Origin of the sequence: Streptomyces sp. DSM 41931, from assembly GCF_050271085.1 — a bacterium.
GTDB classification, from domain to species: domain Bacteria; phylum Actinomycetota; class Actinomycetes; order Streptomycetales; family Streptomycetaceae; genus Streptomyces; species Streptomyces albogriseolus.
Genome location: NZ_CP189902.1, coordinates 761,986 through 787,275 on the forward strand (window position 1 = coordinate 761,986; position 25,290 = coordinate 787,275).

Sequence of the window (25,290 nt, forward strand, 5' to 3'; positions counted from 1 at the left end):
GGTTTGCTGCCGCCGTCCGAGGACGGCCGCGGCCCCTGCTCCGAGCCACTGGGACGCCATGCAGATTCACGACCTTCCGTATCCCGATCCGGGTGTGCCCGACGCCCGTTCGGGTCCTCGATTCCTGTGGTGGCTCTTCCGCAACCAGCTGGGCGGACAGCTGAAGTCGCTGGCCTGGGGCCTGCTGCACTTCGCGTCCGTGGCCTCGCTGCCGTTCTGCGTCGGCGTCGCCGTCCAGGCCGCGGTCGACCGTTCCGGCGGCCGGCTCGCACTGGCGGGCGGTCTGATGGCGCTGGCCTGCGTGGGCAACGCCGTCGGCGACACCTTCCTGCACCGCTCCGCCGTCACCAACTGGATCACCGCCGCCGCACGCGTGCAGCAACTGCTGGGCCGCAAGGCCGCCGTGCTGGGCTCGGTGCTGACCCGGCGCGTGGCGGCGGGCGAGGTCGTCGCCGTCTCCACCGGTGACGTGGAGAAGATCGGCTGGTTCGTGGAGGCCCTGTCGCGGTTCACCGCCGCCGCGGTCACCGTCGTCGCGGTCACCGTCGGGCTCCTCGTCCACCAGCCCGCCCTCGGCGTCGTCGTCGCCGCCGGGCTGCCCGTGCTGGCGCTCGCGGTGCTGCCGCTGCTGCCCAAGGCCACCCGGCGGGCCGACGTCCAGCGCGAGAAGGCGGGACGGGCCACCGAGCTGGCCTCCGACACCGTCGCCGGACTGCGGGTGCTGCGCGGCATCGGCGGCGAGGACCTGTTCCTCGACCGCTACCGGCGCGCCTCGCAGGAGGTCCGCCACGCGGCCGTGCGCAGCGCGCGGATGTGGTCGCTGATCGCCGCCGTCCAGGTGCTGCTGCCGGGCCTGCTGCTGATCACGGTGGTCTGGTACGGCGTCCAGCTGGCCCGCGACGGCCGGATCGCCGTCGGTGAACTGGTCACCGTCTACAGCTCGGTGATGCTCCTCACCTACCCTTTGCGGCATTTCGAGGAGATCGCGATGGCGTACTCCTTCTCGCGCCCCTCGGCCCGGCGGGCCGCGCGGGTGCTGTCGCTGGAGCGGGCCACGGACACCGCCGGCACACGCGCCGCCGAGACGCCGGCGGGCGACCTGTACGACCCGGAGACGGGACTGTGCGCCCCGTCCGGCCTGCTCACCGCCGTGGTGTGCGGCGACCCGGACGCGGCGGGACGGCTGTCCGAACGGCTCGGCGGGCACGCCGCGCAGGAGGGCACCTCGGTGCTGCTCGGCGGGGTGCCCCTCGACGAACTGCCGCTCGACAGCGCCCGTACGGCCGTGCTGGTGCAGGACAAGGACCCGGTGCTGCTCTCCGGCACGCTGGGGCAGCTGCTCGACGTGCCCGCGTCCGGCGCGGTGGACCCGCGGGCGGCGCTGGAGGCCGCGCAGTGCCAGGACGTGCTGGCCGCGCTGGTGCAGGGGTCGCTGGGCGCGGAGGACCCGATGGACGCCCGCATCACCGAGCGCGGCCGGTCGCTGTCCGGTGGGCAGCGCCAGCGGCTCGCGCTCGCCCGGTCGCTGGTCACGGACCCGGAGGTGCTGGTCCTCGACGAACCCACCTCGGCCGTCGACTCGCACACCGAGGCGCGCATCGCCCAGGGCCTGCGCGGCCTGCGGTCCGGGCGCACCACCGTGGTGTTCACCTCGTCCCCGCTGCTGCTGGACCGCGCCGACCGGGTGGTGTTCCTGCACGAGGGGACCGTCGTCGCGGTCGGCGGCCACCGGGAGCTGGTGCGTGCCGAGCCCCGGTACCGGGCCGTGGTGACCCGCGAGACGGAGGAGGAGACGGCGTCGGCCGCCGGGCTCCGCGCCGACGGGCCGGGCGCGGACATGGTCCCGCACGGCCTCGAGGAACTGGAAGAGCTCGAAGAGATCGAGGAGACGGCATGATCGGCGTCGCGCCCCCGCCGTACGACCCGGCGGCCCCGACGGCGGCCAGCACGCTGCCGGTGGGCGCGCCCGCGACCGTACGCGCGTACGTGGCCGAGCTGCTGCGCCGGCACCGGCGGGCCTTCCTGCTGCTGGTCGCCGTCAACACGGTGGCGGTGATCGCCTCGATGGTGGGCCCGTACCTGCTGGGCGGGCTCGTGGAACGGGTGTCGTCCGGGGAACGGGAGCTCCACCTCGGGCTCACGGCGACGCTGTTCGTGGCCGCCCTGGTGGTCCACGCGGGGTTCGTCCGGCAGGTGCGGCTGCGCGGGGCGATGCTCGGCGAACGGATGCTCGCCGACCTGCGCGAGGACTTCCTGGTGCGGTCCGTCGGACTGCCGCCGGGCGTGCTGGAACGGGCCGGCACCGGCGACCTGCTCTCGCGGATCACGACCGACATCGACCGGCTCGGCAACGCCATGCGCGAGGCCGTGCCCCAGCTGGCGATCGGCGTGGTGTGGGCGGCCCTGCTGCTCGGCGGCCTGGTCGTCACCGCGCCGGAACTGGCGCCGGCGGTGCTGGTCGCCGTGCCGCTGCTGGTGGCCGGATGCCGCTGGTACTTCCGCCGGGCGCCGGGCGCGTACCGCTCGGAGGCGGCCGGGTACGCGGCGGTGGCCGCCGCGCTCGCCGAGACCGTGGACGCCGGGCGGACGGTGGAGGCGCACCGCCTCGGCCCGCGCCGCGTGGCCCTGACGGACCGGCGGGTGCGGGAGTGGACGGCCTGGGAGCGCTACACGCTGTGGCTGCGCTCGGTCCTGTTCCCCGTCGTCAACATCACCCATGTCACGGTCCTCGGATCGGTCCTGATGATCGGCGGGGTGTTCGTGCTGCGGGGGTGGATCGGCGTCGGCCAGCTCACGACGGCCGCGCTGATCGCGCAGATGCTGGTGGACCCGGTCGGGCTGATCCTGCGCTGGTACGACGAGCTGCAGGTCGCGCAGGTGTCGCTGGCCCGGCTGGTCGGCGTGCGGGACATCGAGCCCGGCGCCGGGGACCCGGCCGTGACGCCCGAGGGGCGGCGGATGCGGGCGGACACCGTGCACTTCGGCTACGTGGAGGGCGTGGACGTCCTGCGGAAGGTGTCCCTCGAGGTGCCGCCGGGGACCCGGATGGCCCTGGTGGGTCCCTCGGGCGCGGGCAAGTCCACACTGGGCCGGCTGCTCGCGGGGATCTACGCGCCCCGGGAGGGACACGTCACCCTCGGCGACGCGGAACTGTCCCGCATGACCGCGGAACGGGTCCGCTCCCACGTCGCCCTGGTCAACCAGGAGCACCACGTCTTCGTCGGCTCCCTCCGCGACAACCTGCGCCTCGCCCGCACCGACGCGGAGGACGCCGAGCTGTGGGCGGCGCTCGGCGCGGTCGACGCGGACGGATGGGCGCGGGCGCTGGAGGACGGCCTGGACACGGAGGTCGGCTCGGGCGGGTTCGCGCTCACCCCGGCTCAGGCGCAGCAGATCGCGCTGGCCCGGCTGGTGCTGACCGACCCGCACACGCTGGTCCTCGACGAGGCGACCTCGCTGCTCGACCCGCGTGCGGCCCGTCATCTGGAACGCTCCCTGGCCCGCGTCCTCGACGGCCGCACCGTCGTCGCCATCGCCCACCGCCTGCACACGGCCCACGACGCGGACGTCATCGCCGTCGTCGAGAACGGCCGCATCAGCGAACTGGGCAGCCACGAGGAACTGGTCGCGGCGGACGGGGCGTACGCCGCCCTGTGGCGCAGCTGGCACGGCTGAGCCGGCGCTCGGCGCGGGGCTGTGCGGGGCAGGGCGAGGGTGCGGCACGCGTCCCGCACAGGACGGCCGCCCCCGCCGCCCCGGCGACTCCGCGCCTGGGAGGCGCCGCGCACCGCGCGGGACTGCGTGCCTGGCGCGTCCCGCCTCGCAGGCGCCGCCTCCCGGCCGGGGGCAGCGGGCCGGCGTCCGCCGGTCACCGCCTGTGGCGTTGCGGGGTCGGGAGATCCGGTGGAAGGCTGGAAGAAGGCATCGGCTACGGGAGCGTCCGGGGCCCGGTCGATCGGGGCCTGGCGGGTCCGGTGCCCGTGGAGCCGGCCCGGTGCGGGCCACGGCGGGCGACGCGGCCCGCCCCACCCCCTGGAGGTGTCCGTGAACAGCGGTGACGGTTGGGGAGACGACGTCTACCAGCCCGACGCGTCCGAGATCCAGGACGACGCCGGACTCCTGGACGCCGAGGACACGCTGGAGACCGACGGTGTCGCCGACCCTCTCGACCGGGGCTGGTCGCCTCCCGAGCGGCCCTGGGCCGTGGAGCACCACGGTGTGACCGCCGCCGAGCAGCACAGGGGCGAGACCCTGGACCAGCGGCTGGCCGAGGAGCTGCCGGACCTGCCCGTGCCGGACGGCGACGACCTCGGTGATTCCACCGGCACCGACGGGGAACTCCTGGACAACGAGGTCGGTGCGGCACGCTCCGGCCGGCTCGTCGCCCCCGACGAAGGGGCGCACGAGGACGAGGAGGAGGCGCTGGTCGCCAGCGACATCGGCATCGACGGCGCCGCCGCCTCCGCCGAGGAGGCCGCCGTGCACATCGTCGACGAGGACAGCCTGCCCGGCTGACCCCGCCGTGCCCGGCCGCGGACGCGGAACCCAGCCGCCCGAGGAGCTACCCATGCAGAAGGACAAGCACCCCGAGTACCGTCCGGTCGTCTTCCGCGACCGGGCCGCCGGATACGCCTTCCTCACCCGGTCCACCGCGTCCAGCGAGCAGACCATCGAGTGGGACGACGGCGAGACCTACCCGGTGGTGGACGTGGAGATCTCCTCGGAGAGCCACCCGTTCTACACGGGCAAGGCCAGGACCGTGGACACCGAGGGCCGCATCGCCCGCTTCGAGCGCCGCTACGGCGGCGAAGGCGGCGGCTGACCGACGCCCTCCCGTCCGCCGTACCTCGCCTATATGACGTTCAGCGCCGCCGCGCAGCCCACCCCGCCCAGCAGCATGAACGCCGGCATCAGCACCCTCAGCTCCACCCAGCTGCCGGCGCGGAACCGCAGCGCCTTCGGCGGGCCGACCGGGTACCAGCGCTTACGGCCCACGGGTATGGGCCACAGGACCGGGCAGCCGGAGACGGTCAGCGCGTCCCCGATGTCGTGCACCAGGGCGCCGAGGACGATCGGCAGGCCGAGCCACAGGTACTCCTGGCCCGGCTCGGTGAACAGCCAGCTCGCGCCGTTGCCGGGCTCGTCGAGGATGCCCGCGATGATCCAGGCGCTGGCCGCCGCCAGGAGCCACACCAGCACGTCGCTGCTGGAGCCGCGCGTCGCCCGCCACAGCAGGCCCTCGATGGCCAGCACCATGTGCACGAAGAGGATGAACAGGACCGCCCAGCGGCCGCCGGTGATCGCCAGGGCCGAGGCGCCGCCGCCGATGAGGACCGCCCACAGCCAGGTGTGGGTCAGGGTGCGGTGACCGCCGGAGCGACGGGGGTCGGCCGGCTTCTTCGTCGCTTTGTAGATCGCGTAGGACAGCTTGTCGACGATCTCGCACAGCCAGCGGGAGACGGGACCGAACGACCGCGAGATGGTGGCGGCCTTGTGGTCCAGGTCGGGGGCGAGCGCGGCCCCGGCGCAGATCAGCGCACCGGCCAGCAGCACGGGCCAGGGCATCGGACGTCCGGCCGCGGCCGTCGCCGCCCCGACCCCGAGCCAGGCCGCCGCGCCCGACAGTGAGTGTGCTGGTCCCATCATGGCCTGTGCCCGCCCATTCCTCTTTCGCCGCCGCCCTGTTGACGGGGACGTTGACGCCGCGCCGGCGACACAGCGTAGCGGTAGTGATCTTCGAGCCGACAGCCGATTCCCGCATCAGGTGGGCGGGCAGGCAAGATGGGGTGGTGACCCTCATCGATCAGCTGCCGCCGACCGCCGACCCCGACGCCCTGTACGAAGCCTTCGAGTCGTGGGCGCGGGAGCGCGGTCTCACTCTCTATCCCCACCAGGAGGAGGCGCTGATCGAGGTGGTGTCGGGGGCGAACGTGATCGTCTCGACGCCCACCGGCTCCGGCAAGAGCATGATCGCCGCGGGCGCCCACTTCGCGGCGCTGGCGCGGGACGAGGTCACCTTCTACACGGCTCCCATCAAGGCGCTGGTCTCGGAGAAGTTCTTCGAGCTGTGCAAGATCTTCGGTACCGAGAACGTCGGCATGCTCACCGGCGACGCGTCCGTGAACGCCGACGCCCCGGTGATCTGCTGCACCGCCGAGGTGCTCGCCTCGATCGCGTTGCGCGACGGCAAGGACGCCGACGTCGGCCAGGTCGTGATGGACGAGTTCCACTTCTACGCGGAGCCGGACCGCGGCTGGGCCTGGCAGATTCCGCTGCTGGAGCTGCCTCAGGCGCAGTTCGTGCTGATGTCGGCGACGCTCGGCGACGTCTCCTTCTTCGAGAAGGACCTCACCCGGCGCACCGACCGGCCCACCGCCGTGGTCCGCTCGGCCACCCGGCCCGTGCCGCTGTCGTACGAGTACCGGTACACGCCGCTCACCGAGACGCTGACGGATCTGCTCGAGGCCCGGCAGGCGCCGGTGTACATCGTGCACTTCACGCAGGCGCAGGCGGTGGAGCGGGCGCAGGCGCTGATGAGCATCAACATGTGCACGCGGGAGGAGAAGGACAAGATCGCCGACCTGATCGGCAACTTCCGCTTCACCACCAAGTTCGGCCGCAACCTGTCCCGTTACGTGCGGCACGGCATCGGGGTGCACCACGCCGGCATGCTGCCCAAGTACCGGCGGCTGGTGGAGAAGCTGGCGCAGGCGGGTCTGCTGAAGGTCATCTGCGGCACCGACACCCTCGGTGTGGGGGTCAACGTGCCCATCCGCACGGTGCTGTTCACGGCGCTCACCAAGTACGACGGCAGCCGGGTGCGCACGCTGAGGGCGCGGGAGTTCCACCAGATCGCGGGGCGCGCCGGGCGGGCCGGCTTCGACACCGAGGGCTTCGTGGTGGCCCAGGCGCCGGAGCACGTCATCGAGAACGAGAAGGCGCTGGCGAAGGCGGGCGACGATCCGAAGAAGCGCCGCAAGGTGATGCGCAAGAAGGCTCCCGAGGGGTTTGTCGCATGGAGCGAGCAGACCTTCGAGAAGCTCATCGGGTCCGAGCCGGAGCCGCTGACCTCCCGCTTCCGCGTCACCCACACCATGCTGCTGTCGGTCATCGCCCGGCCGGGCAACGCCTTCGAGGCGATGCGCCGTCTGCTGGAGGACAACCACGAGCCGCGCAAGCAGCAGCTCCGCCACATCCGGCGGGCGATCGCCATCTACCGGTCGCTGCTGGACGGCGGCATCGTCGAGAAGCTGGACGAGCCGGACGCGGAGGGGCGCATCGTGCGTCTCACCGTCGATCTGCAGCAGGACTTCGCGCTCAACCAGCCGCTGTCCACGTTCGCGCTGGCCGCTTTCGAGCTGCTGGACCCCGAGTCGCCGTCGTACGCGCTGGACATGGTGTCCGTGGTGGAGTCCACGCTGGACGACCCGCGGCAGATCCTCGCCGCCCAGCAGAACAAGGCGCGTGGCGAGGCGGTCGCCGCGATGAAGGCCGACGGGGTGGAGTACGAGGAGCGCATGGAACGCCTCCAGGACATCACCTACCCGAAGCCGCTGGAGGAGCTGCTCTTCCACGCGTACAACACGTACCGCACGTCCCACCCCTGGGTCGGCGACCATCCGCTGTCGCCGAAGTCCGTGGTCCGGGACATGTACGAGCGGGCGCTGTCCTTCACGGAGCTGGTGTCCCACTACGAGCTGGCCCGCACCGAGGGCATCGTGCTGCGCTACCTCGCGAGCGCCTACAAGGCGCTGGAGCACACCATCCCCGACGACCTGAAGTCGGAGGACCTGGAGGACCTGATCGCCTGGCTGGGCGAGACGGTGCGCCAGGTCGACTCCAGCCTGCTGGACGAGTGGGAGCAGCTGGCGAACCCGGAGGAGATGACCGCCGAGGAGGCCCAGGAGAAGGCCGATCAGGTCAAGCCGGTCACGGCCAACGCCCGCGCCTTCCGGGTGCTCGTCCGCAACGCCATGTTCCGGCGGGTGGAACTCGCCGCCCTCGACCGGGTGGACGAGCTGGGCGAGATGGACGGCGAGTACGGCTGGGACGCCGACGCGTGGGGCGAGGCGATGGACACGTACTGGGACGAGTACGAGGAACTCGGCACCGGTCCCGACGCCCGCGGCCCGAAGCTGCTCATCATCGACGAGCAGCCCGAGAACGGGCTGTGGCGGGTCCGCCAGATCTTCGACGACCCGAACGACGACCACGACTGGGGCATCAGCGCCGAGGTCGATCTGACCGCCTCCGACGCGGAGGGCCGTGCGGTCGTGCGGGTCACCGCTGTCGGCCAGCTGTGAGCACAGGAGACACCCACCCATGACGAACCCGGCCGAGAGCCTTGTCGATCTGCTCGACCTGGAGCAGATCGAGGTCGACATCTTCCGCGGCCGCAGCCCGCAGGAGTCCCTGCAGCGGGTCTTCGGCGGGCAGGTCGCGGGCCAGGCGCTGGTCGCCGCGGGCCGCACCACGGAGGGCGACCGCCCGGTCCACTCGCTGCACGCGTACTTCCTGCGCCCGGGCCGGCCCGGGGTGCCGATCGTGTACCAGGTGGAACGGGTGCGGGACGGCAGGTCGTTCACGACCCGCCGGGTCACCGCCGTGCAGCAGGGCCGCACGATCTTCAATCTGACCGCCTCCTTCCACAAGCCTGAACAGGGGAGTTTCGAGCACCAGTTGCCGCCGGCCCGCAAGGTGCCGGACCCCGAGTCGCTGCCGACGGTCGCGGACGAGATCCGGGAGCATCTGGGCGCGCTGCCGGAGCAGTTGGAGCGGATGGCGCGCCGCCAGCCCTTCGACATCCGCTACGTCGACCGGCTGCGCTGGAAGCCGGACGAGATCGAGGGCGCGGAGCCGCGCAGCGCGGTGTGGATGCGCGCGGTCGGGCCGCTCGGGGACGACCCGCTGGTGCACACCTGCGCGCTGACCTACGCCAGCGACATGACACTGCTGGACGCGGTGCGGATCCCGGTGGAGCCGCTGTGGGGTCCGCGCGGGTTCGACATGGCGTCGCTGGACCACGCCATGTGGTTCCACCGGCCGTTCCGTGCGGACGAGTGGTTCCTGTACGACCAGGAGTCGCCCATCGCCACGGGCGGCCGCGGACTCGCGCGCGGCCGGATCTACGACCGGGAGGGGCGCATGCTGGTCTCGGTCGTGCAGGAAGGGCTCTTCCGGGCGCTCTAGGTCCGCGGACGCACAGGGGCCTCCCGCTTCACCGGGCGCCGCCGGCTGAGGGGCGCGGCGCGGCCCGGCGGGTTCTGTGGCGCAATCGTGCGAGCAGGCCTCGGCGTCCGGCGCGGTCGGTGGCGGTCGGGGTGTCCGGACGGGCCGGCGCGGCAGGCCGGGCCGGCGGGGGTGAGAGCACCGGCCTGCGGGACGCGGGCGGCCGGGGCGCCGGGCGGTGGGCCCGGGCCTCGTCCACCAGGCGGGTCAGGTCGGCCCGCAGCCAGGCGATCTCGTCCGGGTCGCGGGCCGTCATGAGGTCCGCCGCGATCTGCGCCCCCGGCGAGTCAGGGTGTGCGCCGCCGGGCGGACGGCGGCGGAACCCGTCGAGGTGGGACCGGTCGTAGGGGTCCCGTACCACCTGCGTCACGTGCGGCGGGTCGAGGAACGACGCGACCGCGCCCGCGCGGGCCCAGGGGTCCTCGGCCTCCCGGAGCAGGAAACCCAGGTGTCTGCTGCGCCAGTTGCGGGGCCGCAGGTCGATCCCGGAGTCCAGCAGACCGCGCAGCCCTTCAGGCATGCGTCCGGTCAGCAGCGGAGCGTTCTTCCCGTCGTCGTCGAACAGCCGCAGCTCGTCGGCGAGATAGAGCCAGACCACGGCACGGTAGCGGTTCAGGTGGAACGCCACCGGGACCAGCAGGCCGAGCCTCGCCAGCCGGGCGAACCGTGACTTCGCCACCCCCAGCAGCGCGGCGCCCTCCGCGGTCCCTACGGCGTGCACGCTGCGGCGCAACGTCTCGGGGAACCCCGGTCCTGCGCGCAGCCGTTCGATCTCCGCCCGCGCGACCCGCCGCTCCCCCGCCATCCCGCCGGGCTCCGTGCGGATGCGGCCGAGGCGCACGGCCAGGTCGAACTCGGCGCGCCGCAGGCCCAGTTCCCGGGCCGCCCGACCGGTCGTGACCCAGGAGTCGTCCTTCGCCACGACCGGTCCGGCCTCCAGGTCGAAAGCCGTGACCGTCCGCTGTGTGGTGGTCGTCCGCTGTCGGGACATGCTCGTCTCCCCCGTGCGTCTGGCGGGCCGGCGCCGGTTGCGCCCGCTCCGGGAAAGACGGTAGCCGTTCCGTCACGCTACGTGGCGGCCCTGTGGACAACCTTCGGCGGGACGGTGAATCCGCAGGTCAGTCCCCCGCACCCGGCTCCGGTCGACGGGTGTCGACGTCCAGATGCTCGCCGACCCGGTTGACGAGCAGCGTCATCTCGTAGGCGATGTGCCCGATGTCGGCCTCGGCGCCGCTGAGGACGCACAGGCAGCTTCCCGAACCGGCGGCGGTGACGAAGAGCACCGCTTCGTCGAACTCGATCATCGTCTGGCGCACCCCGCCCGCGCCGAAGTGCCGCCCCGAGCCCTTGGCGAGGCTGTGCAGCCCGGACGAGACGGCGGCCAGATGCTCGGCGTCCTCGCGGCGCAGGCCCGTGCTGGCCCCCGTCACCAGGCCGTCGTTCGAGAGGATTAGCGCGTGCCGTACGTGTTCGACGCGCTGGGTCAGGTCGTCCAGCAGCCAGTCGAGTCCCTGGTTCTGCCCCATGTCGTGTGTCTCCCCCTGTGTCCCCGTGTGCCCCGTGTGTCGTCCCCTCCGGTCGGGAGGGTCCCTGCGCCAGCCTTCCCCACGACCGGGCGGCGGGCAAGGAAGATGAGAGCCATGGGACAGAAGATGACCGAGGAAGAGTGGCGGGCGTTCGTCTCGCACGGCACCCGCACCGGGAAGCTGGCCACCGTCCGGGCCGACGGGCGTCCGCATCTGGCGCCGGTCTGGTTCGTGCTCGACGGGGACGAGGTGGTGTTCAACACCGGCGCGGCGACCGTGAAGGGACGCAACCTGGCCCGTGACGGGCGGATCGCCCTCTGCGTGGACGACGAGCGGCCGCCCTTCGCGTACGTGATCCTGGAGGGCCGGGCGCGTCTCTCGGAGGACCCCGGGGAGCTGCGGCACTGGGCTGCCCGGATCGGCGCGCGGTACATGGGCGAGGACCGCGCGGAGGAGTTCGGCGCCCGCAACGGCGTGCCGGGCGAGCTGCTGGTCCGGGTGCGGATCGACAAGGTGCTGGCCGAAAAGGGCGTGGCGGACTGACACCGGGCGGGGGCGCCGGCCGGGCACGCCGTGCGGGCCGGCCCCCGTCGCGGTCATCCCACCGAGTCGAGCAGCCGGGCGGTGTGCATGCGTCCGGCGTACTCGACGAGCTGGATGAGCACCTCCTTGCCCGAGTCGCGCTCGCGGGCGTCGCACAGCGCCACGGGCGTCCCCGGGTCGAGGTCGAGGGCCCGGCAGACGTCGCGCGCGTCGTGCCGCCGGGCGCCTGCGAAGCAGTTGACGGCGACGACGAAGGGAATCTTCCGGTGCTCGAAGTAGTCGACCGCCGGGAAGCGGTCCTCCAGCCGCCGGGTGTCCGCCAGGACGACCGCGCCGAGCGCGCCCTGCGCGAGTTCGTCCCACAGGAACCAGAAGCGGTCCGGGCGCAGGCGCATGAAGGGGGCGCGTTTCGGAAGCGGCGCGAAGTTGACGCACCGGTGGCGTGGTGCGACCGCATTGCGCTCGAACGTGCGCGGTGTCGCCGGTTCCGGTGAGGGATCATGCGGTGCATGAGCGACGACCACACACATGTGCAGGAGTTCTTCAGCGCCCGCGCCGCCGACTGGGACCGCCGGTTCCCCGACGACGGCCCGGCTTACGCCGCCGCGGTCGCCGAGCTGGGGCTGCGCGAGGGCGGCCGGGTGCTGGACGCCGGCTGCGGCACCGGGCGGGCGCTGCCCGCGCTGCGCGCGGCGGTGGGCCCGTCCGGTGTGGTGCTGGGCGCGGATCTGACGCCGGCGATGCTGCGGGAGGCCGCGCGGGCCGGCCGTGACCGGGACGGGACGCTGCTGCTGACGGACGTGGCGGCGTTGCCGTTGCGCTCGTCCTCGCTGGACGCCGTGTTCGCGGCCGGGCTGATCGCGCATCTGCCGCAGCCGGGCGGGAACCTGCGGGAGATCCGGCGCGTGGTCCGGCGGGGCGGGGTGCTCGCCCTGTTCCACCCGATCGGACGGGCCGCCCTCGCCGCACGCCAGGGGCGCGTACTCACCCCCGACGACCTGCGCGCCGAGCCGAACCTGCGGGCGCTGCTCACGGGCGCGGGCTGGCGCATGACGTCGTACGCCGACGAGGACACGCGGTTCCTGGCGCTGGCGGTACGGGACGCCTGAGGCGTCTTCCGCGTCCGCGGGGCCGTCGTGCAGGGCGGCGAACAGGCCCGCGCACCGGGTCGATTCGCCCCGTCCGGCCGGAAACCTGCAGCTCCGGGCGCGGGTGAGGGGTCGTGACAACGGGCGCGGGGTCGGCATATGGTGCGCGCCGACGGACGAACCGATGGGGAGGCTGGGATGGCCGGGACGGACCAGGAAGCCGTCGCCGCCGACGACGACGCGCTCTATGTGCTGACGGCGGCGCTGCTGACGCCCGCGAAGTTCCCCAGCGTGCTGGGCGACGACTACCCCGAGGCCTGCGCGGCGCTCGGCCTTCCGCCCGTGGCCGACGGCTATGGGCTGGTGCTCGGCCAGGACGGGGAAGGCGCCCGGTGGACCGTGGTCGTCGACGACGTCTCGCTGGTCGCGGTCGCGATCGCGTCCTGGGACTGCGGCATGGAGCACGATCTGTCGCCGGAGGAGCGCACGGTCGTCGCCGCGCTGCCCGGCTGGCCCCTCGCGGTGGCCGTGGCGGCGCCGCATGTGCCCGCGCCGCACGATCCCTCCCCCGACGTGGCGGACATGCCGCCGCTGTCACCGCCGGACGCGGAGGTGTGGGGGCCGGCCCAGCGGCGTCTGGGGGCCGACGAGATCGCGCTGCAGTGGGCGACGTGGCGGGAGCAGGTGGACGACTCGGCGTTCCCGACGCCGGACTCGGCGCCGTCGGGCGCCGACGGGACAACGGAGAGCGGCGACGGCGGGGCTGCCTCTGCGGGCGGGCACGGCGGGATCCGCCGGGTGCTGGCCGAGGCGCGCGCCTACATCGACTCGCCGCCGCCGCTGGGGCGGGTGCGGTCGTCCTTCGCACCGGGCGGTGCGCGGACGCTGCGCGCGGACGGACCCGGGTGGTCGCTGGTCGCGCGGACGGACGACATCGCCTTCGTCCTGCTCGACGACGAACCCGGCGAGGTGCTTCCCGTGGGCCGGGGGCCGGAACTGCCGGGGCTGCTCAAGGCGCTGGACGAGATGGCCGTACGGCCGTTGTGAGCCGAGGGGGCGGGGCAGGACTCCCGGAGCCGGAGCCTGGGCGTGCGGCAAGGGCCGGGGTTCCGTCCGGCGCCGGCCGGCCCTACCACCGCCCTGGGCCGACACGCGCGGCGCCGAGCCGGGGACGCGCACGCGCTGCGGCCCGCCGGGCAGGCGTGCCCGCAGCGCGCGGCGGGACGCGCATCCCGGCCCGCGCCTCGGGCACCTGCCCCTTCCCCGACGCGTCAGTACGTACCCCGTCTCAGCGGCCCAGCTCCTTGCGGGTGGCCCGCCGCAGGCGTTGCCGCTGGGACGGGTCCAGGGTCAGGTAGGCGGCTGCCGGGACTCCCAGGATGATCAGGAGCGCCGCCCACCAGGGCAGCCAGATGAGCAGGATGAGCCCGACCGCCACACCCCCCGCGGCGATCTTCGCGTTCTTCGACATGTGCGTCGCCTCCTTCGCGGCCACTGCCGCTCTCTGTCGTGAAAACGGGTCCGCGTCGGCGGCGGTTCCTGGCCGCCACCCTGAGACGTCCCTGAGATGCGCCCCCTAAGGTCTCGGGCGGCCCACGGTCTCCTTCCTCACCATGGTGACCCACCTCACAGCACAGGGGTACCCGCGGGACGCGCCGGACGTCAGGGAGCCTCCACGCCGTCCAGCCCCGGCAGCAGCGACTCCAGTCCGCTGGGCAGGGCGGTGGGCAGGCCGCTCGGCCAGTCGCTGGGCAGCGCGGTCGGGAAGCCGGAGGGCAGTTCCGTGGGGAAGTCCGAGGGCAGCAGCCCGGTCGGGAACTCCGACGGCAGGTCCAGCGACGGGCCTCCGGTGGCGGTCTCGGCGGGCTCCGTGTCCGGGCCGTCCTCGTCCGACGTGACGAGCACGGCGAGGGAGACGACCAGGGCCGCCACGATCACGGCGAGCATCAGGATCAGCAGGCGGCGCCGTCGGGGGCCGCGTCCTGGTCCGCCTCCGTCTCCGCCGTCGTCGGGCGGACCGGAGGAGGACCCGTCCTCGTAGGGAGGCGGGCCGAAGCTTCCGCCGTGCGGCGGGGGCGCGTCGTCCGGCGGGCCGGGCGGCTGCTGGGGCGGTACGGGTGGCGTGGCCATGGACACATCGTCGCCGCGGGTCCCCGCCCGCGCGAGAAGACGGCGGTGAAACCGCCCGCCAGTCGTGGCACCCGCACCCGGAACACCCCGCTCCCCGCGCAGAGCGCACACCCGGCGCGCGGGTGCTCATGGCACCCCGGACCCGCCCAGGCCGGGTGCGGGTCGTCGTGGGTTGCTCGCGCAGTTCCCCGCGCCCCTGAGGGTGCTGCGTGGACGCGCCCCGAAGGGGCGCGGGGAACTGCGCGCCAAGCCCCCACCGCGCCGCGGCCGGTACGGTCACCGGACGCGAACGCCCCGCCGGGGCCCGCCCTCAAGAGCGGGCCCCGCCCAGGGGGCCTCAACCCCGCGCGCCCAGCAGGTGGTCCATCGCCAGCTGGTCGAGCCGCTCGAAGGCCATGCCCCGCGCCGCGGCCGCGTCCGGGTCGAAGTCCTCGAACGCCGAGCGGTCGGCGAGCAGGGCCTGGAGGCCGTCACCCGCCGTCGGCTGGGCGAGCTCGTCCAGCCGGGCCGCGCGCAGCGCCTCCTGCACCTCCGGGTCCGCGCGGAAGGCGGCCGCGCGCTCCTTGAGGATCAGGTAGTTGCGCATGCAGCCGGCCGCGGAGGCCCACACGCCGTCGAAGTCCTCGGTCCGCGGCGGCTTGAAGTCGAAGTGGCGCGGGCCCTCGTAGCCGGCCGACTCCAGCAGGTCCACCAGCCAGAACGCGGCGCGCAGGTCGCCCGCGCCGAAGCGCAGGTCCTGGTCGTACTTGATGCCGGACTGGCCGTTGAGGTCGATGTGGAACAGCTTGCCCGCCCACAGGGCCTGGGCGATGCCGTGCGGGAAGTTGAGCCCGGCCATCTGCTCGTGGCCGACCTCCGGGTTGACGCCGTACAGCTCCGGGCGCTCGAGGCGCTCGATGAAGGCGAGGGCGTGGCCGATGGTCGGAAGGAGGATGTCGCCGCGGGGCTCGTTCGGCTTGGGCTCGATGGCGAAGCGGATGTCGTAGCCCTGGGAGGTGACGTACTCGCCGAGCAGGTCGAAGGCCTCCTTCATCCGGTCCAGCGCGACCCGGACGTCCTTGGCGGCGCCGGACTCGGCGCCCTCGCGGCCGCCCCAGGCGACGTAGGTCTGCGCGCCGAGCTCGACCGCGAGGTCGATGTTGCGGATGGTCTTGCGCAGCGCGTAACGGCGCACGTCACGGTCGTTGGCGGTGAAGCCGCCGTCCTTGAACACCGGGTGGGTGAACAGGTTGGTGGTCGCCATCGGGACCTTCATGCCGGTCTCGTCCAGCGCCTGGCGGAACCGCTTGATGTGCTCGGCGCGCTCGCTGTCGCTCGCGCCGAAGGGGATGAGGTCGTCGTCGTGGAAGGTCACGCCGTGCGCGCCGAGCTCGGCGAGGCGGCGGACGGACTCGGCCGGGTCGAGGGCGCCGCGGGTGGCGTCGCCGAAGGGGTCCCGTCCCTGCCAGCCGACGGTCCACAGGCCGAACGTGAACTTGTCCTCGGGGGTGGGCTGGTAGCTCATGCCGCGGCTCCTTGCTCGCTGAGACTATTTCGTCATGGCGGTTTACAAATTAGTATGCAGGAACATTTCTGGGAAGAGACACACCCCGCCGGGGCGCGGAAGAGGGAGAGACCGATGTCAGCAGCCGAGGGTCCGCTCGTCGTCGGCGTGGACACATCCACCCAGTCCACCAAGGCCCTGGTCGTCGACGTGGCGACCGGCAGGGTCGTCGCGAGCGGCCAGGCGCCGCACACGGTGACCTCGGGCGCAGGACGGGAGAACGACCCGCGACAGTGGTGGGACGCCCTGACCGAAGCGCTGCGGCAGTGCGGCGTGGCCGCGCACGAGGCCGCGGCGGTGTCGATCGGCGGGCAGCAGCACGGTCTGGTCACGCTGGACGAGCACGGCGAGCCGGTCCGCCCGGCGCTGCTGTGGAACGACGTGCGGTCCGCCCCGCAGGCGAGCCGGCTGGTGGAGGAGCTGGGCGGCGCGAAGGCGTGGGCCGAGCGGACCGGAAGTCTGCCCACCGCGTCCTTCACGGTCACCAAGTGGGCCTGGCTGGCGGAGCACGAGCCGGACGCGGTGCGCGCCACCAAGGCGGTGCGGCTCCCCCACGACTACCTGACCGAGCGGCTCACCGGACAGGGCGCCACCGACCGCGGCGACGCCTCGGGCACCGGCTGGTGGGCGTCCGCGACGGAGGCGTACGACGAGGAGATCCTGGCGCACGTGGGGCTCGACCCGGCGCTGCTGCCGCGTGTGGTGCGGCCGGGCGAGGTGGCCGGCACCGTGCGCGACGGGCACGACCTGCCGTTCTCCAAGGGGACGCTGGTGGCGTGCGGTACGGGTGACAACGCAGCCGCCGCGCTGGGTCTCGGGGTGCGCCCCGGCACGCCGGTGATGAGCCTCGGCACCTCGGGCACCGTGTACGCGGTGTCGCAGCACCGGCCCGCCGACCCGACCGGCACCGTGGCCGGCTTCGCCGACGCGCGCGGCGACTGGCTGCCGCTGGCCTGCACCCTCAACTGCACGCTCGCCGTGGACCGGGTCGCCGCCCTGCTCGGCCTGGACCGTGAGGCCGTGGAGCCGGGCCGGGGCGTCACGCTGCTGCCCTTCCTGGACGGCGAGCGCACCCCCAACCTCCCGCACTCCTCCGGCCTGTTGCACGGTCTGCGGCACGACACCACCGGCGGCCAGCTGCTCCAGGCCGCCTACGACGGCGCCGTCTACTCCCTGCTGGCCGCGCTCGACCTGGTGCTCGACGAGGACGCCGACCCGTCGACGCCGCTGCTGCTGATCGGCGGCGGCGCCCGCGGCACGGCCTGGCAGCAGACCGTACGGCGGCTGTCCGGGCGGCCCGTGCAGGTGCCCGAGGCGAAGGAACTGGTCGCGCTGGGCGCGGCGGCCCAGGCGGCCGGGCTGCTCACCGGGGAGGACCCGGCCGCGGTGGCCCGCCGTTGGGGCACCGCGGAGGGGCCGGTGCTGGAGGCGGTGGAGCGGGACGAGGAGACCCTGTCCCGGCTGGCCGGGGTACTCTCCGACGCGGCCCCGCTGCTGGAGCGCGCCCCGGGCAACGGCTGACGACGCCCCGGCGGGCGTCGCCCCACGGCGGCCCGCTGCCGGCCGCCGTGGACGTCCGCCGGGTGCGGACGGCACCGAACCGAGGATTGACGGAGGAATGAGCGCACCGCTGCACAAGGCCCGCCCGGCAGGTCAGGGCCGTGCCCTGCCCGACACCCAGCAGGGCATGCGCCGCCGCAACCTGTCGCGGGTGATGCACACCGTCCAGGACGAGGGGCCGCTGTCCCGGGCCGCCGTCGCCTCCCGCATCGGGCTGACCCGCGCGGCGGTGTCCACGCTGGTCGACGAACTCATCCGCGCGGGGCTGCTGGAGGAGTTGGGCCCGGAGCGGCCCGGACGCGTCGGCCGGCCCGGTTCCGCCCTCGCGGTCAGCGGGCGGGGACCGGCCGGCATCGGCGCCGAGGTGGGCGTCGACCACCTCGCGGTGTGCGCGGTCGACCTGCGCGGGGAGGTCCGGGCGCGGGCGGTGCGGCATGTGCCGAACCGGGGCCGCTCCCCCGAGCCTGTGCTCGGGGAACTCACCGGGCTGATCGACCGGGTGGTGGCCGAGGCGGAGGGCGAAGGGCTGTGGCCGGCCGGGCTCGCGGTCGCCGTGCCCGGCCTGGTGGCCCGCGACGCCCGCACCGTCGTCCGCGCGCCGAACCTCGGCTGGCTCGACACGGACCTCGGCCCGCTGCTCCCCGGGAAGCTGCCGCTCACGGTCGCCAACGAGGCCAACTTCGGCGCGCTCGCCGAACTGTGGCTCGGCGCGGACACCCCGCGTGACTTCCTGCACGTCTCGGCCGAGATCGGCATCGGCGCGGCGGTCGTCGTGGACGGGCGGGTGCTGCACGGCAACCGGGGGTTCGCGGGCGAGCTGGGCCACGTCCCGGTGTGGCCCGACGGCCCGTCGTGCGCCTGCGGCGGCCGGGGCTGTCTGGAGCAGTACGCGGGCGAGGACGCGGTGCTGCGCGCGGCCGGCCTCGAACCCGGCGAGGACCGCGTCGGCCTGCTCGCGGGCCGCGCCGAACAGGGCGACGCCGCGGTCCGGCGCGCCCTGCACGACGCGGGCACGGCGCTGGGCATCGCCCTGACCGGGGCGGTCAACCTCCTGGACCCCGAGAACGTGGTGCTGGGCGGCGCGCTGTCCGGGCTGTCGCCCTGGCTGCTGCCCTCGCTCCGCTCGGAGCTGGCCCGGCGTACGGCGGGCCGGCCCTGCCCGGTCTCCGTGTCCGCCCTGGGCCCGGAGGGGCCGTTGCTGGGCGCCGCCCACTCGGTGGTGCGAGGCGTCCTGGACGACCCGGCGGCGGTGGCGGAACGGGGCTGAGTCCCTACGGGGTCGCCCGTGGGCGACATCCCTGCCGCGCGGGCCGCCTCAGCGGTGCGCTGCCGTGCGACCTCCCGGGCCGCGCGCTCACGGCCGCAGACCGCTGACGATGTCCGCCGTGGCCGTCAGGCCGCTGTGGATCGTGGGGGCGATGCTCGTGCTGGCCAGATAGAAGCCCAGCAGCAGGCAGACCAGGGCATGCGAGATCTTCAGCCCGCCGTTGCGCAGGAAGATCACCGCCAGGACCGAGAGCAGCAGCACCACAGAGATGGAAATGGCCATCGTCAACCTCCTCCGCCACGCCTGTTTCGCGGCGTTCGGCCGCAAGTGTGGCGTAGCGAAGGGTTCGTCCGGGCGGCTGACCTGTCCGCCGAACGTGTGGTTCACCCCGTCCGGTGGGCGTCGAGGAACGTCTCCAGTCCCGCGAGGTCGTCGGTGTTGAGGTGGTCGACGTCCGCCGCGACCAGTTCGCCCCACAGCGCGTCCCGCGCGGGACCGGGCACGTCCGGGGTGGCCCAGAACCGCACCCGCTGTCCACGGGCGTGGGCCGCGCCCACCAGCGTGCGCAGTTTCCGGCGTTCCGCCGAGGGGAACGCGCCGACGCCCCGCCAGGTGAAGTGGAGCGTCCAGTTGTCGCTGATGAGCGGCGCGAAGGAGGCCGGGGCGGGGCCGCCGAGGTCGGTGAGTCGGCCGTCGTAGAAGGCGTGGCGGACCCGCTGGGCCTCCATGGGCGCGCGGGCGGCGCGGTCGCCGGAGACGACGGCGGTGACCGGCCCGGGGAACACCCTGCCGTGGGCGTACGTCGTGAACAGGCCCTTGTAGCGGCGCAGTCGGCGGTCGAGCTCCGCGTACGTGGACGCGCCCTCCGTCTTGAGGTCGATCAGCAGCTGGAGCGAGCCGCGGTCGCCGCGGTACACCGTGCCGCGGTTGGCGCGGACCCGGGCCGCGAGCGGGTCCAGGTACAGCGACTCCAGGGTGCGGGCGGGGTCGAGGTCCTCGGGGTCGTGGGCGACCAGCAGCTGTCCGCCGACGAGGTGGACGTCCGCCTCGACGCTGCCGAAGCGGTGGTCGAGGGCGTCGAACAGCGGGCGGGGATGCTCGTAGTCGTTGTGGGCGTGGGCGCGCCACAACGGGCGGGGGCGGTGCGGACGGTGGCCCGCGAAAGCCTGCGCCGCGGGAAGGGCGACCGGGCTCGCGAGGGCGGCGCCGAGGGCGGTGAGGGCTCTGCGACGGGTGGTGAGGGCCATGCTCTGCCTCCCTGAGGTGCCGTACGGGGTCCCCGCGAGTATGGGGTCCCGTGGCACGCGAAAAGCAGAGGCGTGCGAGGAGTTGGCCGGTTCGCCGTCGCCCGTTCACCGGAGCCGCACGCGAACGGCGGCGGCCCGCCCCCTCGGAGGGAGGGACGGGCCGCCGGCTTCTCCTCCGTCAGGGCGCCCGCAGATCCACCAGCTCCGCCAGTGCCTCCCGGTGGGCGCCCGCCGTGCCGTAGGCGATCGAGTCGGCCTTGGCGCGCTTGAGGCGCAGATGCACCGGGTGTTCCCAGGTCATGCCGATGCCGCCGTGCAGTTGCAGGGCCTCCTCGGCGGCGCGGACGGCGACGGGCGCCGCGTAGGCCTGGGCCACGGTGACCGACACGTCCGTGTCCTCGCCGGTCGCGAGGGCGTCGGCGGCGGCCCGTGCGGCGGCGCGGAGGCTGACGACCTCCAGCCACAGCTGGGCGAGCCGGTGTTTGAGCGCCTGGAACCCGCCGACGGGCCGGTTGAACTGCTTGCGGTCCTTCAGGTACCGCACGGTTTCGGTCAACGCCCACTCGGCGACGCCGAGTTGCTCCGAGGCGAGCAGCCCCGCCCCGGCGCGCAGGGCGCGTCGTACGGCGGGCTCCGCGTCGCCGACGCGGCGGCCCGGTGCGGCGTCGAGGGTGACGCGGGCGAGGGGCCGGGTGAGGTCGAGGGACGTCTGCGGAGTGACGGTGACCGCGTCGGCCGTCACCGCGTACAGCCCGCCGTCGTCCGCCGGTACGAGCAGGACGTCGGCGACGACGGCGTCCGCGATGCCCGTCAGCTCGCCGTGCAGGGCGCCGCCGTCCGCGCGGACTGCGGCGAACGCGGCGCCGGGGGCGGTGTGCAGGCCGACGGCGAGCGCGCCGATCACGCGTCCGGACGCCAGGCCGCCGAGCAGGTCGTCGCCGTCCGCGCAGGCCAGCAGCGCCTCGGTGGCCACCACGGCGCTCGTCAGGTACGGCACGGGAGCGACCGCGCGCCCCAACTCCTCCAGGACGACGGCGGCTTCGCGGTGGGTCGCGCCCTGGCCGCCCCGGTCCTCGGGGACCAGCAGCCCGGCGAGGCCCATGCCGTCGGCGAGGGTCTTCCACAGGGCCGGGTCGTGCGGGGCGTCCGACTCGGCGCGGGCGAGCACGGACGTCGTGTCGCAGTGGTCGGTGAGCAGGTCCCGGACGGCGGCGCGCAGCGCCTCTTCCTCCTCCGAGTACAGAAGATCGCTCATCGGGCGAGGTCCTTCCAGGCGACGTCCTTGTCGGTGCGCGGCTCGGCGGGCAGGCCCAGGACGCGCTCGGCGACGATGTTCAGCAGGACCTCGCTGGTCCCGCCCTCGATGCTGTTGCCCTTGGAGCGCAGATAGCGGTAGCCGGCGTCGCGTCCGGTGAAGTCGACCAGTTCGGGGCGGCGCATGGTCCAGTCGTCGTACAACAGCCCTTCTTCGCCGCGCAGTTCCACCTCCAGGCCGCTGATCTCCTGGTTGAGGCGGGCGAAGGCGAGCTTCATGCCGGCGCCCTCGGGGCCGGGCTGTCCTGCGACGAGCTGCTGGCGCAGGCGTTCACCGGTGAGCCGGGCGACCTCCGCCTCGACCCACAGCTTCAGCAGCCGCTGGTGCAGGTCGTGGGTGCGCAGTCCGGGGCGTTCGCGCCAGGTCCTGGCGACCGGGCCGATCATGCCGCCCTCGCGGGGCAGCCGCATGCCGCCGATGGCGACGCGCTCGTTGTTCAGGGTGGTCTGGGCGACCCGCCAGCCGTCGCCGGTCTGGCCGAGGCGGCGGTCGTCGGGGATGCGGACGCCGGTGAGGAACACCTCGTTGAACTCGGCCTCGCCGGTGATCTGGCGCAGCGGCCGCACCTCGACGCCGGGGTCGGTCATGTCGCACACGAAGTAGGTGATGCCCCGGTGCTTGGGCACGTCCGGGTCGGTGCGGGCGATGAGGATGGCCCAGCGGGCGAGGTGGGCGCTGGAGGTCCACACCTTCTGCCCGTTGACCACCCAGCCGTCGCCCTCACGCACCGCGCGCGTGCCTAGCGCGGCCAGGTCGGAGCCGGCGCCGGGCTCGCTGAACAGCTGGCACCAGACCTCCTCCCCGGTCCACAGCGGCCGCAGGAAGCGCGCCTTCTGCTCGTCGGTGCCGTACTGGAGGATGGTGGGGGCGGCCATGCCCAGACCGATGCCGATGCGGCGCGGGTCGTTGTCGGGGGCGCCGGCGGCCTCCAGTTCGGCGTCGACGACGGCCTGGAGGGAGCGCGGCAGGCCGAGCCCGCCGAGTCCCTCGGGGAAGTGGACCCAGGCGAGTCCGGCGTCGAAGCGGGCACGCAGGAAGTCCAGGCGCCCGGTCTCGGCGGGCGGGTGGGCGGCCAGCAACTCCTGGGTGCGGCGGCGCAGTGCGTCTGCGTCGGTCATGCGGCGGCTCCGTTCTCCCGCGACGGCAGCACGGTGACGCGGCCGGTGGTGACGCCGTCGGCGACCCGCTGCACCGCGTCGGCGGCACCGGCCAGCGGTACGCGTTCGCTCACCAGCGGCTTGATCGCGCCCCGGGCGGCGAGTCCGGTGAGCTGTTCGTGGCAGTGCTGGACCAGCTTGGGGTTCTTGGTGTTGTACAGGCCCCAGTGCAGGCCGAGGACCGCGTAGTTCTTGATCAGGGCGTGGTTGAGGGCGGGGCTCGGGATGGCGCCGCTCGCGAAGCCGACGATCACGATGCGGCCCTCGAAGGCGACGGTCTTGGCGGACTGGGTGTACGCCTCGCCGCCGACCGGGTCGAAGATCACGTCCGCGCCGCGTCCGCCGGTGGCCTCCTTGACCGCGGCGACGACGTCCTGTTCCCGCCGGTCGATCACCACGTCGCAGCCCAGGTCGCGGGCCACGGCGGCCTTGCCTGCGCCGCCCGCCACGCCGATGACGGTGGCGCCGGCCGCCTTGCCGAGCTGCACGGCGGCGCTGCCCACCCCGCCCGCGGCGGCGTGCACGAGCAGGGTCTCTCCGGCCTCCAGGCGGGCCCGCCGGTGCAGGGCGAACCAGGCCGTCTGGTAGCCGATGTGCAGGGCGGCGGCCTCGGCGTCGTCCAGCGCGTCCGGCGCGGGCAGCAGTGCGGCGGCGTCCGCGACGGCGTACTCGGCGAAACCGCCGTGCGGCAGCGCCGGGTTGGCGATCACCCGGCGGCCGTCCTCGGTCTCGCCGCAGATCTCGACGCCCGGTGTGAACGGCAGCGGCGGCCGCACCTGGTACTGGCCCCGGCACATCAGGGCGTCCGGGAAGTTGATGTTGGCGGCGCGCACCCGGAGCAGCACCTGCCCCGCGCCGGGGGTCGGCCGTTCGACGTCCGCGAGGCGCATCACCTCGCCCGGCTCGCCGAGTTCGTGCACTTGCCATGCCTGCATGCGGGGCCTCCACGGGACGGTGAACGTCGTCTTCGCTGACCGGGTCCCCGCATACTAAGCGGTCGCTTGCCTCAAGGGAACCGTCCCGCTCCCTCGGGCCGCACCTCATCCCTTCCTCGGCCGCGCCCGCACGTGCATCCGCTCCCCCTGCGGCCCGAAGAGGCTGAGGAACTCCACCGGCCCCTCCCCCGTCGACCCGAACCAGTGCGGCACGCGCGTGTCGAACTCGGCCGCCTCGCCCGCCGCCAGCACCACGTCGTGGTCGCCCAGCACCAGACGCAGTTTTCCGGAGAGCACGTACAGCCATTCGTAGCCCTCGTGCGTGCGCGGGTCGGGCTCCAGCTTCCGCTTCGGTTCGAGCACCTTGTACGCCTGGAGCCCGCCGGGCTGCCGGGTGAGCGGCCAGTGGGTGCGTCCGCCGCGCTCGATCGGCCGGGCGCGCACCCGAGGATCGCCCACCGGGGGCGCGCCGACCAGCTCGTCCAGCGACACCTGGTGGGCCTGGGCGATGGGCAGCAGCAGGTCCAGGCCGGGTTTGCGCTGTCCGGACTCCAGCCGGGACAGGGTGCTCACGGAGATGCCGGTCGCCTCCGCCAGCGCCGCGAGTGTCACCTCCCGCTCCTTCCGGATCCGGCGCAGCCGGGGGCCCACTTCCGCGAGAACGTCGTCCGTCACCATGCGGACATTGCAGGTTCGGCAAACTTGTTTGTCAATCCGCGGCTGCCGGAGCGACCGTCGGCAGTGGAGGTGGTCACGATGACCGAGCAGGACCTGAACGACAGCCGCTACGACGTGGTCGTGGTGGGCGGAGGAGCGGCGGGGCTGTCCGCCGCGCTGGTGCTGGGGCGGGCCCGGCACCGCACGCTGGTGGTCGACGCGGGCGAGCCGCGCAACGCGCCGTCGGCGCACATGCAGGGCTATCTGAGCCGGGACGGGATGCCGCCGGCGGAGTTCCTGGCGCTCGGCCGGGAGGAGATCGCGCGCTACGGCGTGGAGCTGGTCCGGGACCGGGTGACGGACGTCGCCCGGGGCGAGGACTTCACGGTGGCGCTGGAGCGGGGCGGGAGGGTGCGCGCCCGGCGGCTGGTCGTGGCGACGGGGCTGAAGGACGAGATGCCGGACGTCCCCGGGGTCGCCGAGCGGTTCGGGCGGGACGTGCTGCACTGCCCGTTCTGCCACGGCTGGGAGGTGCGCGACGAGCCCTTCGGGGTGCTGGCGTCGAGCGCGGCGGGCGTGCACCAGGCGCTGATGGTGTCCCGGTGGTCGAAGGACGTCACGTTCTTCCTGCACCGGGTCGCCGAGGAGGAGCTGTCCGACCTCGACCTGCGCCGGCTCGCTGCGGCGGGCGTGGACGTGGTGCCGGGCGAGGTCGCCGCTCTGGTGGTCGAGGACGACCGGCTCACCGGCCTGCGGATGACCGACGGCGCCGTGCACTCCCGGTCGGTGGTGTTCGTCGCGCCGCGTCCGGTGCCGCAGACGGGGCTTCTGGAGCGGCTGGGCGCGGAGATGGACGAGACGCCGTTCGGGACGTACCCGGTGGTCGACCCGAACGGGCTGACCAGCGTGCCGGGTGTGTGGGCGGCGGGCAACGCGATCGGGTTCAGCGAGCAGGTGGTGCACGCGGCGAGCGGCGGCTACCGCGCGGCGGCGGCGATCGTCGGGGACCTGCGGATGGCGGACCTGGACGCGGCGCTCGGCGCGTGACCTCCGGATCCGGAGGTGTGGAAGGCACCCCTTCGTAGCACGATGAC

24 protein-coding genes and 1 pseudogene are annotated in these 25,290 nt (G+C 74.0%); 12 read left to right on the top strand and 13 right to left on the bottom strand.

What is annotated here, in order from left to right; all coding sequences use genetic code 11:
• Nucleotides 1-58 precede the first annotated feature (58 nt).
• The 4 genes from ACP7TJ_RS03620 (at nucleotide 59) to ACP7TJ_RS03635 (ending at nucleotide 4,822) form a co-directional block, all read left to right on the top strand.
• Complete coding sequence (locus ACP7TJ_RS03620; RefSeq protein ID WP_427762071.1) at nucleotides 59-1,897, top strand: ABC transporter transmembrane domain-containing protein; 1,839 nt, start codon at nucleotides 59-61, stop codon at nucleotides 1,895-1,897.
• Nucleotides 1,894-3,675: an ABC transporter ATP-binding protein gene (locus ACP7TJ_RS03625; protein ID WP_427762073.1), complete on the top strand. Its 1,782-nt coding sequence runs from the start codon at nucleotides 1,894-1,896 to the stop codon at nucleotides 3,673-3,675. Before ACP7TJ_RS03620 ends, ACP7TJ_RS03625 begins: the two co-directional genes overlap by 4 nt.
• A 369-nt stretch (nucleotides 3,676-4,044) precedes the next feature.
• Complete coding sequence (locus ACP7TJ_RS03630) at nucleotides 4,045-4,515, top strand: DUF5709 domain-containing protein (RefSeq protein ID WP_167742442.1); 471 nt, start codon at nucleotides 4,045-4,047, stop codon at nucleotides 4,513-4,515.
• Nucleotides 4,516-4,567: 52 nt separating this feature from the next.
• On the top strand, nucleotides 4,568-4,822 hold the full coding sequence (locus ACP7TJ_RS03635; protein ID WP_093765088.1) for a type B 50S ribosomal protein L31: 255 nt from the start codon (nucleotides 4,568-4,570) through the stop codon (nucleotides 4,820-4,822).
• A 29-nt stretch (nucleotides 4,823-4,851) separates the two neighbouring features.
• On the opposite strand, the gene ACP7TJ_RS03640 is transcribed toward ACP7TJ_RS03635, so the two are convergent.
• On the bottom strand, nucleotides 4,852-5,646 hold the full coding sequence (locus ACP7TJ_RS03640) for a metal-dependent hydrolase (protein ID WP_427762077.1): 795 nt from the start codon (nucleotides 5,644-5,646) through the stop codon (nucleotides 4,852-4,854).
• Nucleotides 5,647-5,789: 143 nt separating this feature from the next.
• Here ACP7TJ_RS03640 and ACP7TJ_RS03645 point away from each other — a divergent pair, with 143 nt between their 5' ends.
• Both ACP7TJ_RS03645 and ACP7TJ_RS03650 read left to right on the top strand, forming a co-directional pair.
• Nucleotides 5,790-8,303: a DEAD/DEAH box helicase gene (locus ACP7TJ_RS03645; protein WP_427762079.1), complete on the top strand. Its 2,514-nt coding sequence runs from the start codon at nucleotides 5,790-5,792 to the stop codon at nucleotides 8,301-8,303.
• Nucleotides 8,304-8,322: 19 nt separating this feature from the next.
• On the top strand, nucleotides 8,323-9,189 hold the full coding sequence (locus tag ACP7TJ_RS03650; protein WP_189910724.1) for an acyl-CoA thioesterase: 867 nt from the start codon (nucleotides 8,323-8,325) through the stop codon (nucleotides 9,187-9,189).
• Nucleotides 9,190-9,217: 28 nt separating this feature from the next.
• On the opposite strand, the gene ACP7TJ_RS03655 is transcribed toward ACP7TJ_RS03650, so the two are convergent.
• Nucleotides 9,218-10,219, bottom strand: coding sequence for a DUF6397 family protein (locus tag ACP7TJ_RS03655; RefSeq protein WP_427762082.1), 1,002 nt, complete (start codon nucleotides 10,217-10,219; stop codon nucleotides 9,218-9,220).
• Between the two features lie 127 nt (nucleotides 10,220-10,346).
• On the bottom strand, nucleotides 10,347-10,754 hold the full coding sequence (locus ACP7TJ_RS03660) for a roadblock/LC7 domain-containing protein (protein WP_167742446.1): 408 nt from the start codon (nucleotides 10,752-10,754) through the stop codon (nucleotides 10,347-10,349).
• Nucleotides 10,755-10,868: 114 nt separating this feature from the next.
• Here ACP7TJ_RS03660 and ACP7TJ_RS03665 point away from each other — a divergent pair, with 114 nt between their 5' ends.
• The gene (locus tag ACP7TJ_RS03665; RefSeq protein ID WP_427762085.1) at nucleotides 10,869-11,297 is read left to right on the top strand and encodes a PPOX class F420-dependent oxidoreductase; all 429 of its coding nucleotides are present in this window, start codon (nucleotides 10,869-10,871) and stop codon (nucleotides 11,295-11,297) included.
• 53 nt (nucleotides 11,298-11,350) lie between these two features.
• On the opposite strand, the pseudogene ACP7TJ_RS03670 reads toward ACP7TJ_RS03665, so the two are convergent.
• Nucleotides 11,351-11,677: pseudogene (locus ACP7TJ_RS03670) on the bottom strand (GTP-binding protein); the annotation flags it as partial.
• A gap of 129 nt (nucleotides 11,678-11,806) precedes the next feature.
• Here ACP7TJ_RS03670 and ACP7TJ_RS03675 point away from each other — a divergent pair.
• Together ACP7TJ_RS03675 and ACP7TJ_RS03680 are read left to right on the top strand one after the other, a co-directional pair.
• Nucleotides 11,807-12,406 carry a class I SAM-dependent methyltransferase gene (locus ACP7TJ_RS03675; protein ID WP_427762087.1) on the top strand — a complete coding sequence of 200 codons (600 nt, stop codon included), beginning with the start codon at nucleotides 11,807-11,809 and terminating at the stop codon, nucleotides 12,404-12,406.
• Between the two features lie 177 nt (nucleotides 12,407-12,583).
• Nucleotides 12,584-13,432 (top strand): hypothetical protein, encoded by an 849-nt coding sequence (locus ACP7TJ_RS03680; RefSeq protein ID WP_093765094.1) that lies wholly within the window; start codon nucleotides 12,584-12,586, stop codon nucleotides 13,430-13,432.
• 241 nt (nucleotides 13,433-13,673) lie between these two features.
• Here the strand turns inward: ACP7TJ_RS03680 and ACP7TJ_RS03685 are convergent, their stop codons facing one another.
• The 3 genes from ACP7TJ_RS03685 to xylA all read right to left on the bottom strand — a co-directional run bounded on the left by ACP7TJ_RS03685 (nucleotide 13,674) and on the right by xylA (nucleotide 16,019).
• The gene (locus ACP7TJ_RS03685; RefSeq protein ID WP_093765095.1) at nucleotides 13,674-13,856 is read right to left on the bottom strand and encodes a hypothetical protein; all 183 of its coding nucleotides are present in this window, start codon (nucleotides 13,854-13,856) and stop codon (nucleotides 13,674-13,676) included.
• Nucleotides 13,857-14,047: 191 nt separating this feature from the next.
• Entirely contained in the window at nucleotides 14,048-14,515 is a 468-nt protein-coding gene (locus ACP7TJ_RS03690) for a hypothetical protein (RefSeq protein ID WP_427762090.1), read from the bottom strand.
• 337 nt (nucleotides 14,516-14,852) lie between these two features.
• The gene (xylA, locus tag ACP7TJ_RS03695) at nucleotides 14,853-16,019 is read right to left on the bottom strand and encodes a xylose isomerase (RefSeq protein ID WP_048456374.1); all 1,167 of its coding nucleotides are present in this window, start codon (nucleotides 16,017-16,019) and stop codon (nucleotides 14,853-14,855) included.
• 114 nt (nucleotides 16,020-16,133) lie between these two features.
• Here xylA and xylB point away from each other — a divergent pair, with 114 nt between their 5' ends.
• Together xylB and ACP7TJ_RS03705 are read left to right on the top strand one after the other, a co-directional pair.
• Nucleotides 16,134-17,579 carry a xylulokinase gene (xylB, locus tag ACP7TJ_RS03700; protein ID WP_427762094.1) on the top strand — a complete coding sequence of 482 codons (1,446 nt, stop codon included), beginning with the start codon at nucleotides 16,134-16,136 and terminating at the stop codon, nucleotides 17,577-17,579.
• Between the two features lie 97 nt (nucleotides 17,580-17,676).
• Complete coding sequence (locus ACP7TJ_RS03705) at nucleotides 17,677-18,885, top strand: ROK family transcriptional regulator (protein WP_266544606.1); 1,209 nt, start codon at nucleotides 17,677-17,679, stop codon at nucleotides 18,883-18,885.
• Between the two features lie 87 nt (nucleotides 18,886-18,972).
• Here the strand turns inward: ACP7TJ_RS03705 and ACP7TJ_RS03710 are convergent, their stop codons facing one another.
• From ACP7TJ_RS03710 to ACP7TJ_RS03735, 6 genes are all read right to left on the bottom strand, one after another.
• On the bottom strand, nucleotides 18,973-19,167 hold the full coding sequence (locus tag ACP7TJ_RS03710; protein ID WP_093765098.1) for a hypothetical protein: 195 nt from the start codon (nucleotides 19,165-19,167) through the stop codon (nucleotides 18,973-18,975).
• A gap of 101 nt (nucleotides 19,168-19,268) precedes the next feature.
• Entirely contained in the window at nucleotides 19,269-20,132 is an 864-nt protein-coding gene (locus tag ACP7TJ_RS03715) for a phosphatidylinositol-specific phospholipase C/glycerophosphodiester phosphodiesterase family protein (protein ID WP_266544608.1), read from the bottom strand.
• A 178-nt stretch (nucleotides 20,133-20,310) separates the two neighbouring features.
• Nucleotides 20,311-21,387 carry an acyl-CoA dehydrogenase family protein gene (locus tag ACP7TJ_RS03720; protein ID WP_093765100.1) on the bottom strand — a complete coding sequence of 359 codons (1,077 nt, stop codon included), beginning with the start codon at nucleotides 21,385-21,387 and terminating at the stop codon, nucleotides 20,311-20,313.
• Nucleotides 21,384-22,565 carry an acyl-CoA dehydrogenase family protein gene (locus ACP7TJ_RS03725; protein ID WP_189910731.1) on the bottom strand — a complete coding sequence of 394 codons (1,182 nt, stop codon included), beginning with the start codon at nucleotides 22,563-22,565 and terminating at the stop codon, nucleotides 21,384-21,386. Before ACP7TJ_RS03725 ends, ACP7TJ_RS03720 begins: the two co-directional genes overlap by 4 nt.
• Complete coding sequence (locus ACP7TJ_RS03730) at nucleotides 22,562-23,539, bottom strand: NADPH:quinone oxidoreductase family protein (RefSeq protein WP_093765102.1); 978 nt, start codon at nucleotides 23,537-23,539, stop codon at nucleotides 22,562-22,564. Before ACP7TJ_RS03730 ends, ACP7TJ_RS03725 begins: the two co-directional genes overlap by 4 nt.
• A 105-nt stretch (nucleotides 23,540-23,644) precedes the next feature.
• On the bottom strand, nucleotides 23,645-24,217 hold the full coding sequence (locus ACP7TJ_RS03735; protein ID WP_266544616.1) for a helix-turn-helix domain-containing protein: 573 nt from the start codon (nucleotides 24,215-24,217) through the stop codon (nucleotides 23,645-23,647).
• 78 nt (nucleotides 24,218-24,295) lie between these two features.
• Here ACP7TJ_RS03735 and ACP7TJ_RS03740 point away from each other — a divergent pair, with 78 nt between their 5' ends.
• The gene (locus ACP7TJ_RS03740) at nucleotides 24,296-25,243 is read left to right on the top strand and encodes an NAD(P)/FAD-dependent oxidoreductase (RefSeq protein ID WP_401543972.1); all 948 of its coding nucleotides are present in this window, start codon (nucleotides 24,296-24,298) and stop codon (nucleotides 25,241-25,243) included.
• Nucleotides 25,244-25,290: the final 47 nt, after the last annotated feature.

Excerpts from the sequence above, each read along its gene's own strand:
- ACP7TJ_RS03620 (WP_427762071.1), top strand. The coding sequence starts at position 59 with ATGCAGATTCACGACCTTCCGTATCCCGATCCGGGTGTGCCCGACGCC.
- ACP7TJ_RS03625 (WP_427762073.1), top strand. The coding sequence starts at position 1,894 with ATGATCGGCGTCGCGCCCCCGCCGTACGACCCGGCGGCCCCGACGGCG.
- ACP7TJ_RS03635 (WP_093765088.1), top strand. The coding sequence starts at position 4,568 with ATGCAGAAGGACAAGCACCCCGAGTACCGTCCGGTCGTCTTCCGCGAC.
- ACP7TJ_RS03640 (WP_427762077.1), bottom strand. The coding sequence starts at position 5,646 with ATGATGGGACCAGCACACTCACTGTCGGGCGCGGCGGCCTGGCTCGGG.
- ACP7TJ_RS03650 (WP_189910724.1), top strand. The coding sequence starts at position 8,323 with ATGACGAACCCGGCCGAGAGCCTTGTCGATCTGCTCGACCTGGAGCAG.
- ACP7TJ_RS03655 (WP_427762082.1), bottom strand. The coding sequence starts at position 10,219 with ATGTCCCGACAGCGGACGACCACCACACAGCGGACGGTCACGGCTTTC.
- ACP7TJ_RS03660 (WP_167742446.1), bottom strand. The coding sequence starts at position 10,754 with ATGGGGCAGAACCAGGGACTCGACTGGCTGCTGGACGACCTGACCCAG.
- ACP7TJ_RS03665 (WP_427762085.1), top strand. The coding sequence starts at position 10,869 with ATGGGACAGAAGATGACCGAGGAAGAGTGGCGGGCGTTCGTCTCGCAC.
- ACP7TJ_RS03675 (WP_427762087.1), top strand. The coding sequence starts at position 11,807 with ATGAGCGACGACCACACACATGTGCAGGAGTTCTTCAGCGCCCGCGCC.
- ACP7TJ_RS03680 (WP_093765094.1), top strand. The coding sequence starts at position 12,584 with ATGGCCGGGACGGACCAGGAAGCCGTCGCCGCCGACGACGACGCGCTC.
- ACP7TJ_RS03685 (WP_093765095.1), bottom strand. The coding sequence starts at position 13,856 with ATGTCGAAGAACGCGAAGATCGCCGCGGGGGGTGTGGCGGTCGGGCTC.
- ACP7TJ_RS03690 (WP_427762090.1), bottom strand. The coding sequence starts at position 14,515 with ATGGCCACGCCACCCGTACCGCCCCAGCAGCCGCCCGGCCCGCCGGAC.
- xylA (WP_048456374.1), bottom strand. The coding sequence starts at position 16,019 with ATGAGCTACCAGCCCACCCCCGAGGACAAGTTCACGTTCGGCCTGTGG.
- xylB (WP_427762094.1), top strand. The coding sequence starts at position 16,134 with ATGTCAGCAGCCGAGGGTCCGCTCGTCGTCGGCGTGGACACATCCACC.
- ACP7TJ_RS03705 (WP_266544606.1), top strand. The coding sequence starts at position 17,677 with ATGAGCGCACCGCTGCACAAGGCCCGCCCGGCAGGTCAGGGCCGTGCC.
- ACP7TJ_RS03710 (WP_093765098.1), bottom strand. The coding sequence starts at position 19,167 with ATGGCCATTTCCATCTCTGTGGTGCTGCTGCTCTCGGTCCTGGCGGTG.
- ACP7TJ_RS03715 (WP_266544608.1), bottom strand. The coding sequence starts at position 20,132 with ATGGCCCTCACCACCCGTCGCAGAGCCCTCACCGCCCTCGGCGCCGCC.
- ACP7TJ_RS03720 (WP_093765100.1), bottom strand. The coding sequence starts at position 21,387 with ATGAGCGATCTTCTGTACTCGGAGGAGGAAGAGGCGCTGCGCGCCGCC.
- ACP7TJ_RS03725 (WP_189910731.1), bottom strand. The coding sequence starts at position 22,565 with ATGACCGACGCAGACGCACTGCGCCGCCGCACCCAGGAGTTGCTGGCC.
- ACP7TJ_RS03730 (WP_093765102.1), bottom strand. The coding sequence starts at position 23,539 with ATGCAGGCATGGCAAGTGCACGAACTCGGCGAGCCGGGCGAGGTGATG.
- ACP7TJ_RS03735 (WP_266544616.1), bottom strand. The coding sequence starts at position 24,217 with ATGGTGACGGACGACGTTCTCGCGGAAGTGGGCCCCCGGCTGCGCCGG.
- ACP7TJ_RS03740 (WP_401543972.1), top strand. The coding sequence starts at position 24,296 with ATGACCGAGCAGGACCTGAACGACAGCCGCTACGACGTGGTCGTGGTG.